The organism is Pseudomonas sp. Leaf58 (genome assembly GCF_003627215.1).
Lineage (GTDB): Bacteria > Pseudomonadota > Gammaproteobacteria > Pseudomonadales > Pseudomonadaceae > Aquipseudomonas.
The window spans coordinates 4,354,898-4,369,625 of sequence record NZ_CP032677.1 but is presented as its reverse complement, the minus strand read 5'-3'; the positions used below and the strand labels follow the sequence as shown (position 1 = coordinate 4,369,625).

The 14,728-nt window shown below is 61.3% G+C and carries 15 protein-coding genes; 10 read left to right on the top strand and 5 right to left on the bottom strand.

What is annotated here, in order from left to right:
- The first annotated feature begins 30 nt into the window (after window positions 1-30).
- Genes DV532_RS20325 through DV532_RS20315 form a run of 3 tightly spaced genes read left to right on the top strand, consistent with a single transcriptional unit; the run spans window position 31 to window position 2,401 of the window.
- Entirely contained in the window at window positions 31-612 is a 582-nt protein-coding gene (locus tag DV532_RS20325; protein WP_056801914.1) for a YceI family protein, read from the top strand.
- Window position 613: 1 nt separating this feature from the next.
- Entirely contained in the window at window positions 614-1,771 is a 1,158-nt protein-coding gene (locus DV532_RS20320; protein ID WP_056801915.1) for a phosphatidylserine/phosphatidylglycerophosphate/cardiolipin synthase family protein, read from the top strand.
- Between the two features lie 51 nt (window positions 1,772-1,822).
- Entirely contained in the window at window positions 1,823-2,401 is a 579-nt protein-coding gene (locus tag DV532_RS20315) for a DJ-1/PfpI family protein (protein ID WP_056801916.1), read from the top strand.
- Between the two features lie 122 nt (window positions 2,402-2,523).
- Here the strand turns inward: DV532_RS20315 and DV532_RS20310 are convergent, their stop codons facing one another.
- On the bottom strand, window positions 2,524-2,922 hold the full coding sequence (locus tag DV532_RS20310; RefSeq protein WP_056801917.1) for a nuclear transport factor 2 family protein: 399 nt from the start codon (window positions 2,920-2,922) through the stop codon (window positions 2,524-2,526).
- A 115-nt stretch (window positions 2,923-3,037) separates the two neighbouring features.
- On the opposite strand from DV532_RS20310, the gene DV532_RS20305 reads away from it, so the two are divergent.
- Window positions 3,038-3,628 (top strand): GNAT family N-acetyltransferase, encoded by a 591-nt coding sequence (locus DV532_RS20305; protein ID WP_056801918.1) that lies wholly within the window; start codon window positions 3,038-3,040, stop codon window positions 3,626-3,628.
- Window positions 3,625-4,497, top strand: a complete 873-nt coding sequence (locus tag DV532_RS20300; RefSeq protein WP_056801919.1) for a carbon-nitrogen hydrolase family protein — start codon at window positions 3,625-3,627, stop codon at window positions 4,495-4,497. Before DV532_RS20305 ends, DV532_RS20300 begins: the two co-directional genes overlap by 4 nt.
- A gap of 94 nt (window positions 4,498-4,591) precedes the next feature.
- Here DV532_RS20300 and DV532_RS20295 read toward each other — a convergent pair whose 3' ends face one another.
- Window positions 4,592-6,115 (bottom strand): fumarate hydratase, encoded by a 1,524-nt coding sequence (locus DV532_RS20295; RefSeq protein ID WP_056801921.1) that lies wholly within the window; start codon window positions 6,113-6,115, stop codon window positions 4,592-4,594.
- Window positions 6,116-6,426: 311 nt separating this feature from the next.
- Window positions 6,427-7,647: a hypothetical protein gene (locus DV532_RS20290; RefSeq protein ID WP_056801923.1), complete on the bottom strand. Its 1,221-nt coding sequence runs from the start codon at window positions 7,645-7,647 to the stop codon at window positions 6,427-6,429.
- A gap of 175 nt (window positions 7,648-7,822) precedes the next feature.
- Between DV532_RS20290 and DV532_RS20285 the strand changes: the two genes are divergently transcribed.
- Complete coding sequence (locus DV532_RS20285; RefSeq protein WP_056802249.1) at window positions 7,823-8,743, top strand: iron-sulfur-binding ferredoxin reductase; 921 nt, start codon at window positions 7,823-7,825, stop codon at window positions 8,741-8,743.
- 103 nt (window positions 8,744-8,846) lie between these two features.
- Here the strand turns inward: DV532_RS20285 and pyk are convergent, their stop codons facing one another.
- Window positions 8,847-10,301, bottom strand: a complete 1,455-nt coding sequence (gene pyk, locus DV532_RS20280; protein ID WP_056801925.1) for a pyruvate kinase — start codon at window positions 10,299-10,301, stop codon at window positions 8,847-8,849.
- Between the two features lie 231 nt (window positions 10,302-10,532).
- Here pyk and DV532_RS20275 point away from each other — a divergent pair, with 231 nt between their 5' ends.
- From DV532_RS20275 to sbcB, 3 genes are all read left to right on the top strand, one after another.
- Complete coding sequence (locus DV532_RS20275) at window positions 10,533-10,919, top strand: hypothetical protein (RefSeq protein ID WP_056801927.1); 387 nt, start codon at window positions 10,533-10,535, stop codon at window positions 10,917-10,919.
- A 123-nt stretch (window positions 10,920-11,042) separates the two neighbouring features.
- Window positions 11,043-11,402 (top strand): PilZ domain-containing protein, encoded by a 360-nt coding sequence (locus DV532_RS20270; protein WP_056801929.1) that lies wholly within the window; start codon window positions 11,043-11,045, stop codon window positions 11,400-11,402.
- A 42-nt stretch (window positions 11,403-11,444) separates the two neighbouring features.
- Window positions 11,445-12,878 (top strand): exodeoxyribonuclease I, encoded by a 1,434-nt coding sequence (gene sbcB, locus DV532_RS20265; RefSeq protein ID WP_056801931.1) that lies wholly within the window; start codon window positions 11,445-11,447, stop codon window positions 12,876-12,878.
- A gap of 83 nt (window positions 12,879-12,961) precedes the next feature.
- Here sbcB and mvaT read toward each other — a convergent pair whose 3' ends face one another.
- Window positions 12,962-13,339, bottom strand: a complete 378-nt coding sequence (mvaT, locus tag DV532_RS20260; protein ID WP_056801933.1) for a histone-like nucleoid-structuring protein MvaT — start codon at window positions 13,337-13,339, stop codon at window positions 12,962-12,964.
- A gap of 283 nt (window positions 13,340-13,622) precedes the next feature.
- On the opposite strand from mvaT, the gene purU reads away from it, so the two are divergent.
- Entirely contained in the window at window positions 13,623-14,474 is an 852-nt protein-coding gene (gene purU / locus DV532_RS20255) for a formyltetrahydrofolate deformylase (protein WP_056801934.1), read from the top strand.
- The last annotated feature ends 254 nt before the right edge of the window (window positions 14,475-14,728 follow it).

Here is a 14,728-nt window from a genome sequence, read left to right as displayed (position 1 = left end):
GGTTGGCGGCTTGGTTTCACGAGATCTGTCATGTTCAAACTGCCCCGTCTGCTGCCCGCCATGTTGCTGGCTTTTTGCCTGCCTGCTCACGCCAACTGGCACCTCGATGGCGAATCGTCGCGCCTGTCGTTCATAACCGGCAAAAACGGTGATACCGCCGAAGTGCATCGCTTCCTGGTGCTGCATGGCACGGTCGACCGCAAGGGTGCGGCGGGGTTGAGCATCGAGATGGACTCGGTGAACAGCGGCGTCCCATTGCGTGACGAACGCATGCGTGACGACCTGTTCGAGGTGGAGCGTTTTGCCGAAGCCAAGGTGCAGGCGCAATTGGACCTGCGGCCGATCAACGACCTGGCCACCGGTGCCCAGATCGAGCTGCGCCTGCCGCTCACGGTGACCCTGCATGGCCAGTCTCACAGCTACAACGCCCTGCTGCTGGCCACCCGCCTGGACGAGCGCCGCTTCCAGGTAGTAACCCTCGAGCCACTGGTGCTGCGCGCCGAGGATTTCGGCCTGCTGCCGGGCCTGGAAAGCTTGCGCAAATTTGCCAAGCTCAAATCCATCAACCCGTCGGTGCCGGTTAACGCGGTGCTGATCTTCACCGCTCGCTGACATGCCAGGGCCGGTCTTCCCCTGGCGGGATGGCAACCAGTTCGAGCTGCTGATCGACGGCCCCGAGTTCTTTCCGCGCATGCTCCAGGCGATCGTGCGCGCCCAGTCGCAGGTTGACCTGGAGCTGTACCTGGTCGAGGCCGGCGACTGCGCCGATGCCGTGGTCGAAGTGCTGGAGCAGGCTGCCCGACGCGGTGTACGGGTGCGCTGCCTGTTCGACGACTATGGCTCACTGGCTTTCAACAGCACGTTGCGCCAGCGTCTGCTGGATGCCGGTGTGTACCTGCGCTGGTACAACCGCCTGCGTTGGAAGCGTGGCCTGCGCAACCTGTACCGCGATCACCGCAAGCTGCTGCTGGTGGATGAGCGCTGGGCAGTGGTGGGCGGCACGGGTGTCACCGACGAGTTCTGGACGCCGGGCGAGGCGACCAGTGAATGGCACGAGGTAATGGTGCAGATGCAGGGGCCGGTAGTGAACGACTGGCAATTGCTGTTCGACCGCCAGTGGCATGCCAACAACCGCCGAACCGCTTGGCGCCCAGCGGAAGGTTTTGGCCTGCCGCGCCTACCCAAGGTGCCTACCCAGGGTCAGGGTATGGGCCGGGTGGCCTATGCCGACGCCCGTCAGCACCAGGACATCCTGCATTCGCTGGTGCGCGCGATCAACAGCGGCAAGCGGCGGGTGTGGCTGGCTACACCCTACTTTCTGCCAACCTGGAGCGTGCGCCGGTCGCTGCGCCGGGCTGCCAGCAAGGGGGTCGATGTGCGGCTGCTGCTGACCGGGCCGCGCACCGATCATCCTTCGGTACGTTACGCCGGGCACCGCTATTACCCCCGTTTGTTGCGCGCAGGGGTACGTATCTACGAGTACCAGCCGTGTTTTCTGCACCTGAAGATGGTGCTGATCGACGACTGGGTCAGTATCGGCTCGTGCAACTTCGACCATTGGAACCTGCGCTTCAACCTTGAGGCCAACATCGAGGCACTCGATCCGCCGCTGACGGCTGCGGTACAGGCCAGCTTCGAGCGCGATTTTGCCTTGAGCGAGGTGGTTGACCTCGGCCATTGGCATTCCCGGCCACTGTGGCGCCGGGTGAAGCAGCGGGTGTGGGGCTGGCTGGACCGATTGGTGGTCAACTTGCTCGACCGTCGCGACTGAGACCGGCTATCGTGCAGTGACTGTCTCTAGGCAAGCGAAGGAGTGGGTGCGATGACGGCTAAGAAAATTCTCATGTTGGTCGGCGACTACGTTGAAGATTACGAGGCCATGGTGCCGTTCCAGGCGCTGGGTATGGTCGGCCACACGGTGCATGCGGTATGCCCGGAGAAGGTGGCGGGGCAGACCGTGCGTACCGCGATTCACGATTTCGAGGGTGAACAGACCTACAGCGAAAAGCCAGGCCACAACTTTGCCTTGAACTACGATTTCGTGCGCGTGCGGGCCGAAAGTTACGACGCGCTGCTGATCCCCGGCGGCCGTGCGCCTGAGTACCTGCGCCTGGATGAGAAGGTGCTGGAGCTGGTGCGGGCGTTCGACCAGGCCGGCAAGCCGATTGCAGCGGTGTGCCATGGGGCCCAGCTGCTGGCGGCGGCCGGCGTGCTGGAAGGGCGTGAATGCAGTGCTTATCCGGCGTGTGCGCCGGAGGTGCGCTTGGCCGGCGGGACATTCATCGATATCGCGGTGGACCAGGCGCACGTGGACGGCAATCTGGTGACCGCGCCAGCATGGCCGGCGCACCCGGCGTGGCTGGCGGCCTTCCTCAAGGTGCTGGGCACCCGTATCGTCTGACCAGGCCTCTTCGCGGGTAAACCCGCTCCTACAGTGGCATCACCAGCCTGAGCATTGTGGCTCCCTGTAGGAGCGGGCTTGCCCGCGAAAGGACAAGTACAGGCAACACATCTCTGGCCGGCTTAACCGACCTGCTCAACCCAGTCATTGAGGTTGTAGTAGTTGGTCACCCGGGCAATCTTGCCGCAGTGGATATAGAAGAACGCGCCCGCCGGCAACACATAGGTTTGCCCGTTGGCGGGCGGCAACCCTTCGTCATTGGCCAGGTATTCGCCATGCACGGTGAACTCCGCTGCCGCGCGGCTGCCTTCGGCGTTTTGCATGACTACGATATCGGCCAAGCGCTCGCGGTAGCAGCGGTTCATCTTGTCCATGAACGCGGCAAAGCGGGCCTTGCCCATCTGCCGCTCGCCTTGGTTGATGTCGTGGATCACGTCTTCACTGAGCAGGGCGAGAAAGGCTGGCATGTCACCCGCGTTGAAAGCGGTGTAGTAAGCATTTACCAGTTCGGTAGCGGTCATGGAACAATACCTGTCGTGTAGGGAAAAGGCGGGTCGTGGTCTCGGATGATAGGGTTTCCCCTCAAGCCCGGCTTAGCCGAGCGCGTCATCCACATCGACAAAACGACCGCCAAGCATGGAAATACGCCTGTTGCACGGCGCCGCTATCGCGCCTTACATCGATGACCTCGCTCGCCTGCGCCTTACCGTGTTCCGCGAGTTTCCCTACCTTTATGACGGCACCGCAGAGTACGAGGCCGATTACCTGGCCACCTATGCCCGCTCCGGGCGCAGCCTAGTGGTATTGGCGCTGGACCAAGGCAAGGTGGTCGGCGCCTCCACCGGCTTGCCGCTGGTGGACGTCGCCCCCGAACTCCAGCAGCCATTCCTGGCCCAAGGGCGCGACCCGGCCAGCGTGTATTACTTCGGTGAGTCGGTGGTGCTGCCCGAATACCGTGGCCAAGGCCTGGGGGTGCGCTTCTTTATCGAGCGCGAGTCCTACGCGCACAAACTCGCCGAGTTCGACTACTGCGCGTTCTGCGCGGTCGAGCGGCCAGGTGTGCACCCACGGCGGCCGGCTAACTACAAACCCTTGCACGGCTTTTGGCGTAACCGCGGTTTCCTGCACGACCCGTCACTGCGCACGCGCTACGCGTGGCGCGACCTGGACGAGGCGCAGAGTTCGGACAAGCTGATGTCGTTCTGGCTCAAGGAACTGCCGATATGATCCGCCTGGCGGCCTGCCAGTACGCCATCGAGCTGCACGAAACCTGGGACGCCTACGCTGACCACCTGCAAGGCCTGTGCGCCGAAGCGGTGGAGGCGGGCGCGCGCTTGTTGCTGCTGCCGGAGTACGCCGGGCTGGTGCTTAGTGGGCAGTTGGTGCCCGAGCAGCGGGGTGACCTGAAGGCCTCTATCGCGGGCATACAGCCGCTGGTCGAACCGTGGTTGGCATTGTGCGAGGGCATCGCCCGGCGCTGGGGGGTCTATTTGCAACCCGGCAGCCTGCCGGTGCTCGACAGTGATGGCCGCTACCGCAACCGGGCCTGGTTGTGTGGCCCCAAGGGGGTGCTGGGCTATCAGGACAAACTGATGATGACCCGCTTCGAGCGCGAGCAGTGGGGCATTGCCGCGGGCCAGGGGCTGCAGGTGTTCGACACCGAGTTGGGGCGCCTGGGGATTCTGATCTGCTACGACAATGAATTCCCGATGCTGGCCCGGCACTTGGCCGAGGCGGGTGCCGACCTGGTCCTGGCGCCGAGCTGTACCGACACCGAGGCGGGTTACCACCGGGTGCGCATCGGCGCCCAGGCGCGGGCGTTGGAGAACCAGATAGCGGTATTGCAGAGCCCCACGGTCGGGCTGGCGCCCTGGTCGCCGGCGCTGGATGAGAATATCGGCCGGGCAGGGTTATTCGTGCCACCGGATCATGGGATGCCGGGGGATGGGGTGCTGGCCTTGAGTGAGCAGTTGCGCCCTGCCACTAGCCAGTGGCTGGTGTGTGACGTGGACCTGGAAGAAGTGCGGCGGGTAAGGCGGGAAGGGCAGGTGTTTACCCGCAGGGACTGGCCAGAGCAGTTTGACCGGATCGTGTGAAAACAGGAGCGGCCTCTTCGCGGGTAAACCCGCTCCTACAGGGGTGTGTAGGAGCGGGTTTACCCGCGAAGCAGGCGCCGCTGTTACATCAGGTTTACTTCACTTCGACTGCCAGGCTCTGGGCAATCTTGCTCTGCCACAGGGCAGGGCCAGTGATGTGCACCGACTCACCGTTGCTGTCTACGGCGACGGTCACCGGCATGTCCTTGACCTCGAACTCGTAGATCGCTTCCATGCCCAGCTCGGCGAAGGCCAGGACCTTCGACTTGCGGATGGCCTGGGCTACCAGGTAGGCAGCGCCGCCGACGGCCATCAGGTACACGGCCTTGTTGTCCTTGATCGCTTCGATGGCGGTTGGGCCGCGCTCGGATTTGCCGATCATGCCCAAAAGGCCGGTTTGCTCGAGGATCTGGCGGGTGAACTTGTCCATACGGGTGGCGGTGGTCGGGCCGGCTGGGCCTACCACTTCGTCACCGACCGGGTCGACCGGGCCAACGTAGTAGATGAAGCGGCCTTTCAGGTCTACCGGCAGCTCTTCGCCACGGTTGAGCATTTCGACCATGCGCTTGTGCGCAGCATCGCGGCCGGTCAGCATCTTGCCGTTGAGCAGGATGGTTTCGCCCGGCTTCCAGCTGGCGACTTCTTCCGGGGTGATGGCGTCGAGGTCGACGCGACGCGCGCTCGGGCCGGCTTCCCAGACGATTTCTGGGTAGGCGTCCAGCGACGGCGCTTCCAGCTCGGCCGGGCCGGAGCCATCGAGCACGAAGTGGGCGTGGCGGGTAGCGGCGCAGTTGGGGATCATGCACACCGGCAGCGAAGCGGCGTGGGTTGGGTAATCCATGATCTTGACGTCGAGCACGGTGGTCAGGCCACCCAGGCCCTGGGCGCCGATACCCAGCTGGTTGACCTTGTCGAACAGCTCCAGGCGGATCTCTTCAATGCGGTTCTGCGGGCCACGGGCTTTCAGTTCGTGGATGTCGATGGACTCCATCAACACTTCTTTGGCCATAACCGCAGCCTTCTCGGCGGTGCCGCCGATGCCGATGCCGAGCATGCCAGGCGGGCACCAGCCAGCGCCCATGGTCGGCACGGTCTTCAGTACCCAGTCGACGATCGAGTCGGACGGGTTGAGCATGGCCATCTTCGACTTGTTTTCCGAGCCGCCGCCCTTGGCTGCGACATCGACCTCGACCTTGTCGCCGGGGACGATGGAGTAGTGGATCACTGCCGGGGTGTTGTCCTTGGTGTTCTTGCGGGCACCGGCCGGGTCGGCCAGGATCGAGGCGCGCAGGACGTTTTCTGGCAGGTTGTAGGCGCGACGCACACCTTCGTTGATCATGTCGTCGACGCTCAGGGTGGCGCCGTCCCAGCGCACGTCCATGCCCACGCGGACGAACACGGTGACGATACCGGTGTCTTGGCAGATCGGGCGGTGGCCGGTGGCGCACATGCGCGAGTTGATCAGGATCTGGGCGATGGAATCGCGCGCAGCGGGCGACTCTTCACGCAGATAGGCCTCGTGCATGGCCTGGATGAAATCGACGGGGTGGTAGTACGAAATGAATTGCAGGGCATCGGCGACGCTCTGAATCAGGTCGTCTTGCTTGATCACGGTCATGCAGCGCGCTCCTCTTAAAGACGGGAACATTCAAAAAGACGCTCGACGGTGCCGACCAGCGTGTCGAAACGCCTTGCAAAGGCGCGCCGGCAGCATGGCCGACGCAAAAGGGCGCGGCAGTATAGCGCGGCTGTGGCGGCGAAACACCTGGACAGCCGCTAGACCTTGGTAAGCGAGGGGTATCCAAGGTACTTTCTGCGTTTTTCTACCAGCCTTGGACCATTGGCGATGTAACGAGGCGAGGTGATCTGGTTAAAAAAAGAGACGGCCACGCTTATGGCGTGGCCGTCCCTTTCACAAGGGACACAAACTCAACTGTCTGTCATGCAACGGAGCAAGAAGCCTTGACGCTGTGAGCCAGTTTCAAAGTCGCTGCCCACGATGAGAGTTTTGCCGTCCTCCTCGAGGCTGGAGTTCATGGCCACATCGATACTGCCACCCAATGCTATCCGTCCCCAACCTTGATGATCGCCGAATTCGGTATCAGGTGCCCCATCCAGTGTAAAGCGCCCCACCACCACATCTGCTTCGTCAGCCCCTAACGTTGTGCCGATGGCGATGATCTTCCCCGTTAAAGTACAGACATGTCCTTCCGTCCACTGTCCGCCATACCCGCCAAAACGGGTGGTGCCCTCTTTGAAACCAGATAGTTTTTCTCCGGAGGAGGTGAACGCTGTGATGAACCCTTCGTCCGTGCCCACGGAACCGATGCAAACGAAGTTGCCGTTGTTGTCCAATTTCGCCAGGTCAAGAAACATTAAGTTGCTTGGCAGTTCAGTTAACAAATAGCCCCCTTTACCGAACGTTACCTCCTCCTCGCCAGTGTCTTTCAAGCAGGCGATGTAGGGGCCGGAGATTCCATTGATATTGGTGGCCCCGGTAAGATAAATTCTGCCATCAACGATCAATCGCACACGGCCTGAGCTTTCGGTAGACTCCGGTGGTTTCAGAAACTTATAGCCCGTCCCATTGAAACGCTTGTCATATTCGCCGTTGACGTCGAGTTTCATGATGACGCCATGTGACCACGGGTATTGATAGCTGAGGAAAATTCCCCCTTCACCGAGCGTACTGCTGGTGACAACTTCGTCGGTTGACCGGAGCGCTGTAGAGGGTCGCGGGTTTTCCGGTAACTCAATGATTTTATTACCGTTATCGCCGAAGCTTATGTCAGGTTTTCCATCCAGGTCGAAGCGCGCCAGTGCGGGCATGGAGCTCAACGTCGCCTCGTCATTGTAACTTCCTGTGATAATAATGTGCTGGTCATAAATATGGACGCCAGCGGCTGCCGAATTAAATCCCGCCTTGAAGCGCCCAATGGTCAGACCTCCGTCACCAAACCCAGTATCCAGATTACCCGCGTTATCGACGCGCAACACTACATAGCCCCAGCCATCAGCAATTCTGGCTTGCCCCACAGCTATTCGACCGCTATCGCTTTTTATCGAAGCATTGATTGAAAAAAGGCGTTTGTCGGGGCGGGAAACCCCTTGCTCGCCATAAGAGGGGTCCAGCAGTGGTGAATGTTTCATGCGTGAGTGCTCCTCTGTATAGAAAGCCCATCATCGCTCTTGAGCATTGACTGTAAACTGTCAAAAATACCAGTTGACTTGTAAGCCAGTTGAATCAGCGGCCAACAACGTTACCATTCGTGCAGAACATGAGCGCTTGGTTTAAGGTATTCGCCTACTCCGGAGATCTATGACCATGCCCGAACTTTGTGTGGGCGAGCGCTGCTGGACGGTGCCCACCGGCAGTAACCTGCTCGATGCCCTGAACGAGGTAGGTTTGAACGTGCCCTACAGCTGCCGAGCTGGCAGTTGCCATGCGTGCCTGGTGCATTGCCTGGACGGCCAACCGCTGGATGCCCTGCCCGAGGCCCTGGCGCTGGAAAAGCACGCCCGAGGTTGGCGCCTGGCCTGCCAGTGCCGGGTAGTCGAGGACCTGCATGTGGCGCTGTTCGACCCGCTGCGTGATGGCGTGCCGGCGCAGGTCTGTGCACTGGACTGGGCTGGCGAGGTATTGCGCTTGCGGCTTCGGCCCGAGCGGGCGGTGCGTTACCAGGCGGGGCAGCATATGGTGCTGTGGCATGGCGCGGTAGCGCGGCCTTACTCCTTGGCCAGCCTGCCGGGGGAAGACGATTTCCTCGAGTTTCATATCGACTGCCAGCGTCCCGGCGCCTTCTGTGACAAGGCCCGTGGCTTGCAGTTGGGTGATGTGCTGCGCCTGGGCGAACTCAGGGGCGGGGCTTTGCATTACGACCCCGACTGGCAGGTGCGGCCGCTGTGGTTGCTAGCGACGGGTACCGGGCTGGCACCGTTGTGGGGCATCTTGCGTGAGGCGTTACGCGAGGGGCATCAAGGGGAAGTTCGGGTGGTGCATGTGGCGCAAAATAGCGCTGGGCATTACCTGGCTGAGCCGTTGCTGGAGATGGCGGGCGTGAAAGTCGAACTGGTGCTGGCGCAGCAGCTGGAGGAAGTGCTAGCCGGGTTGCGGCCGTCATCGCGGCAGACGGTGGCGCTGGTGTGTGGGGCACCGGGGAGTGTCGAGCAGTTTGCTCGGCGGCTGTTCATCGCCGGGGTGCCGCGGGGGCAGGTGTTTGCTGATGTGTTCGTTGAGCATGCCTGAGGCATTTGTGTTTATTGTGCCGCCCCCTTCGCGGGCAAGCCCCCTCCCACAAGTGTAGGAGCGGGCTTGCCCGCGAAGGGGCCGCACAGCGGCCCTTGCTGAATCAGCCGACCAGCGGATCACCCACGTGCAGGATTTTCATGCCATTGGTACCACCAATGGTGTGATAGCTGTCACCCTTGGTCAGGATCACCCAGTCACCTTGCTCGACCAAACCACGCTTGAGCAGTTCGTCGACTGCGGCCTGGCTTACCTTGTCGGCCGGCAGCGAAGCGGGGTCGAAGGCGATCGGATACACGCCACGGAACATGTTGGCACGGGCCTGGGTAGCGCGGTGCGGCGACAGCGCGAAAATCGGCACGTGCGAGCGCAGGCGCGACATGATCAACGGGGTGTAGCCACTCTCGGTCAGGGCGATGATCGCTTTCACGCCCGGGAAGTGGTTAGCGGTGTACATGGCCGCCAGGGCGATGCTTTCGTCGCAACGCTCGAAGGTGGTGTGCAGGCGGTGGCTGGACTTCTGGCTGGTCGGGTGCTTCTCGGCGCCCTGGCAGATACGGGCCATGGCCTGTACGGCTTCGATCGGGTAGGCGCCAGCGGCGCTTTCGGCCGACAGCATCACCGCATCGGTGTTGTCCAGCACGGCGTTGGCCACGTCGGACACTTCGGCGCGGGTCGGCATCGGGTTCTGGATCATCGACTCCATCATCTGGGTCGCCACGATCACCGCCTTGTTGTTGCGGCGGGCGTGCTGGATGATCTTCTTCTGGATGGCGATCAGCTCGGCGTCGCCGATTTCCACGCCCAGGTCACCACGGGCCACCATCACAGCGTCGGAAGCGGCGATCAGCTTGTCGAGGGTCTCGTCGTCGGCAACCGCTTCGGCGCGTTCGATCTTGGCCACCAGCCAGGCGCTGCCACCGGACTCGTCACGCAGCTTGCGGGCGTATTCCATGTCGCTGGCGTCGCGCGGGAAGGAAACAGCCAGGTAGTCCAGGTCCATTTCTGCGGCCAGCTTGATGTCGGCCTTGTCTTTTTCGGTCAGGGCCGGTGCGGTCAGGCCGCCACCTTTACGGTTGATGCCTTTGTGGTCCGACAGCGGGCCGCCGATGATCACCACGCAGTGCAGGGCGTCGGCGGTGGCGGTTTCGACGCGCATGACCACGCGGCCATCGTCAAGCAGCAGCTCGTCACCGACGCCGCAGTCCTTGACCAGATCCGGGTAGTCGATGCCGACGATATCCTGGTTGCCTTCGGTCAGCGGGTGGGCGGTGGAGAAGGTGAACTTGTCACCAATCTTCAATTCGATGCGCTTGTTGGCGAACTTGGCGATGCGAATCTTCGGACCCTGCAGGTCGCCCAGCAGTGCGACATGGCGACCGTTCTTGGCGGCGATGTCACGGATCAGGCGGGCGCGGGCCTTGTGCTCGTCCGGGGTGCCGTGGGAGAAGTTCAGGCGTGCCACGTCCAGGCCGGCAAGGATCAGTTGTTCGATCACTTCCGGCGAGTTGCTGGCGGGGCCAAGGGTGGCGACGATTTTGGTACGGCGGATGGTCATGCACAGACTCCTATAGTGAAGCGCAGCGAAAGGCTACTCCTGAATCTCGCTGTAGTCATTGTTCGGTTGCACTACCTGCGACCTTCTGGGGTAGGGCAGCTGCAAGCTACAAGCGGCACGCTACAAGTAAACGCGCGAGCGGCGTAAGCGCGGATTTTTCTTGCCGCTTGCCGCTTGCCGCTGAAGAAAACCCAAGCTTTGCCGATAGACTTCACATCAAAGGAGATCCCCATGCGAGCCCTGATCGTTTTAGCGCTGGCGGCCAGCGCCGTCGGTTGCACCCGCTGGTCCATGGACCACCACCTGAACAATGCCTACCGCGCCTATGACCGTGGCGATTGCCAGCGGGTCATGCTCGAGTTGTCGCAGGTCGACCGCACCAGTCGTGCGCGACCGTTCATCCACCCCGAGGTCTCGCTGCTGCGCGGCCAGTGCCTGGAGCGCCAGGCGTTGTACGTGGATGCTGCGCAGACTTACCAGTACCTGATCCAGCAATACCCGGGCAACGAGTATGCCTATCGCGCGAAGGCGCGCCTGCAGACCCTGGAAAAACTCGGCCATCTGCGGGGTGGCGAAACGGCCGTGGCCAACCCGGTGACGACTGCACCTTGGCGCTAACACCAAGGTGTGATTTATTTCACGAGATTTGCCGGGCGCGCTGCGCTAATCTGTAACTCAGCTGTTACAACAACCGCCAGTACCTTGTATTCCTGGCATCAGGTACGGAATACACTCGCGATCATGTTCAACAAGCGCCATATCGAACGTCATCAACTGCCTTGCATCCTCAAGGTATTCAACCGCTTTACCGACCAGGCGATCGGCCAGTTGGGTAATGCCTCCGAAGACGGGTTGATGGTAATCAGCCAGCTGCCGGTGCTGGTAGGGCCCGATTACGAGCTGCAATTGCGCTTGCCGCTGGCCGGCGGTGGGTACCAGTTCGTCAACCTGACCGCCAGTTGCCTGTGGTGCCGCGAGGACCAGACGCCCGGGCACTACGATTCGGGCTTCATGCTCCTACAGGCACCCCGTGAGTACGACGAATTCGTCCGTTCGTTGCGCGATTATTTCAGTTTTCTTCCGGCCAACGCTTCGGTCTGAGGCTGCGCTAGAATCGGGTCGACTTCGATACAGGACGACCCCGTGACCTCCAGCATTTTCTGGCACGACTACGAAACTACCGGCATCAACCCGCGCTGCGACCGGCCGCTGCAGGTGGCCGGTGTGCGCACCGACTTCGACCTCAACGAAATCGACGAGCCGATCAGCCTTTATTGCCGCCCCTCCGACGACATCCTGCCGCACCCGGCTGCCTGCCTGGTGACCGGCATCACCCCGCAGCAGTTGGCCGAGCAGGGGCTGGGCGAAGCCGAATTCATGACCCGAGTGCATGAGCAATTGGCCCGCCCAGGCACCTGTGGCGCTGGCTACAACACCCTGCGCTTCGACGACGAGGTAACCCGCTACAGCCTGTACCGCAACTTTTTTGACCCGTATGCCCGTGAGTGGCAGGGCGGCAACAGCCGCTGGGACCTGATCGATATCGTGCGCACGGCCTATGCCTTGCGCCCTGACGGTATTGAGTGGCCGCAACAGGATGGGCGCACCAGCCTGCGCTTGGAGCTGCTGAGCAAAGCCAATGGCATCGACCATGGGCATGCTCACGAAGCGCTTTCCGACGTACGGGCGACCATCGCCCTGGCGCGCTTGATTCGGCAGAAACAGCCCAAGTTGTATGACTGGCTGTTCCAGTTACGCAGCAAGCATAAAGTGATGGAGCAGATCCGTTTGTTGCAGCCGCTGGTGCATATATCAGGGCGCTTTTCGGCGGCGCGTAATTACCTGGGCGTGGTATTGCCACTGGCTTGGCACCCGCGCAATCGCAACGCACTGATTGTCTGCGACCTGCATCAGGAAACCCTACCGTTACTACGGGAAAGTGCTGAAGTTCTGCGCCAGCGCTTGTATACCCGCCATGAAGCATTGGCCGAAGGTGAATTACCTGTGCCGCTCAAACTGGTACAGATCAATCGCTGCCCGGTATTGGCGCCGCTGTCAGTATTGCGCCCGGTCGATCAACAACGGTTGGGCCTGGACTTGACGTTGTTACAATTGCGCGGTGAAGAACTGGCCAAGCAACAGGGGCAATGGCAAGACAAGCTGGAACACATCTACGCAAAGGAGGACTTCGTTCCCAGTGAAGACCCGGAACAGCAGTTGTATGACGGTTTTCTGGGGGACCGTGACCGCCGCTTATGCGAGCAAGTTCGCGCAGTGGAACCGGCGCAGTTGGGCAGTGGCCACTGGATGTTCGATGACCCGCGCATGCCCGAACTATTGTTCCGCTATCGGGCGCGCAACTTCCCCGACACCTTGAGCAGCGAAGAGCGACAACGCTGGTTTGCCTTCTGCCAGCAGCGCCTGAGCGACCCGCAGTGGGGCGCGCCGAATACCCTGGGTGACTTCGAGCAGGCGCGGCAGCAGGCCTGGGCGGGCGCTGACGAGGCGGGGCGGCGTGTGCTGGAGGCCTGGCAGGCGCATGCCAGGCAATTGCAGGCACAGTTTGCAATTGGCTGAGTGCTGAGAAAAAACGCGGACAAAAAAACGCCGGCAATGTGCCGGCGTTTTTGATGCGATAAGCAGTCGGCGGCGGTGGACAATCAGTCCAGCAGGGTCGCCCAGCTCTCAACCACATCGCCACCCCACTTGGCTTTCCACTCTTTCAGGGTCTTGTGGTTGCCGCCTTTGGTTTCGATCACTTCATTATTGTGCGGGTTCTTGTATTGCTTGACCTTGCGCGCACGCTTGGTGACGGTAGGCTTCAGCGCGCCACGCGGTGCTTTGCTCAGTTTCGACTCTGGGTCGAGCAGTGCAATCACGTCGCGCAGCGACTTGGAGTACTCGCCCATCAGGGTGCGCAGTTTGCCTTCGAACTCCAGTTCTTTCTTCAGCTTGTCATCCTGAGACAGGTTGGCCAGGCGAGCTTGAAGTTCCTTGATAGCTTCTTCGGTAGCGCGGTACTCGTTGATCAGGGACATGGAGTGTTCCTTAATGCGTGTTCAGAAATGTGTGGGGCAATAATAGACAGGCGATACGCCCAAGTAAATATATTATTGGCCAGTTAACTGTTAATTAAGCTATGACAACATTTCTCTACGTGAACAAAAATTTACAATTAACCCTGCGTTTCGTCATGTCTGTCAGACAATGCGCGCGGCGGGTGGGGTGACGTACACAGGCCATGGCCGGTGCAATCAATACTGCGTTTTTGCTGGCGGGCCGCTAGAATAAGCGCCTTTGCGAAGTTCTGGAGTCTCATTCATGCGCACCTTCCGTCTGGTGATCGCCTGCCCCGACCGTGTTGGCATCGTGGCGAAAGTCAGTAATTTCCTGGCCTTGTACAATGGTTGGATCAACGAAGCCAGCCACCACTCCGATGAGCACAGTGGTTGGTTCTTCATGCGCCATGAAATCCGCGCTGAGTCGCTGCCGTTCGGTATCGAAGCCTTCCGTGAAGCGTTTGCGCCAATCGCCGAAGAGTTCTCCATGACCTGGCGCATTACCGACTCTGCGCAGAAAAAGCGCGTGGTGCTGATGGCCAGCCGCGAGTCGCACTGCCTGGCCGACCTGCTGCACCGCTGGCACACCGACGAGTTGGACTGCGAGATCCCTTGCGTGATCTCCAACCACAACGACCTGCGCAGCATGGTCGAGTGGCACGGTATTCCGTTCTTCCATGTAGCGGTCGACCCCAAGGACAAGGCCCCGGCCTTTGCCGAGGTGTCGCGCCTGGTCCAGGAGCACGCTGCCGACGTGGTGGTACTGGCCCGCTACATGCAAATCCTGCCGCCGCAACTGTGCCAGGACTACGCCGAAAAGGTGATCAACATCCACCACAGCTTCCTGCCATCGTTCGTCGGTGCCAAGCCGTATCACCAGGCCGCCCTGCGCGGCGTGAAGCTGATCGGCGCGACGTGCCACTACGTTACCGAAGAGCTGGACGCCGGCCCGATCATCGAGCAGGACGTGGTGCGGGTCAGCCATGCCGACAGCATCGAGGACATGGTCCGCTTTGGTCGTGATGTGGAGAAGATGGTGCTGGCCCGCGGCCTGCGTTATCACCTGGAAGACCGCGTGCTGGTGCACGGCAACAAGACTGTGGTGTTTGACTGATACAGCTTGCTTAAGTGATTTTGGGGGCTGCTTTGCAGCCCATCGCCGGCAAGCCAGCCCTCACAGCGATTGCACATGGCTTGCCGGCGAAAGGGGCACCAAGCGCCCCCTGCAATCTGAGGGATAAGCCGATGGCCAAGCAGCGCAACCAACCCACTGCCTCACCCCCAGCCACCCTCGGCGAAGGCTGCCTGGCCCGCTACGACCCTGATGCCCTGGGCGACAGCGATGGCACCGACTTCCCCGGCGCTGCC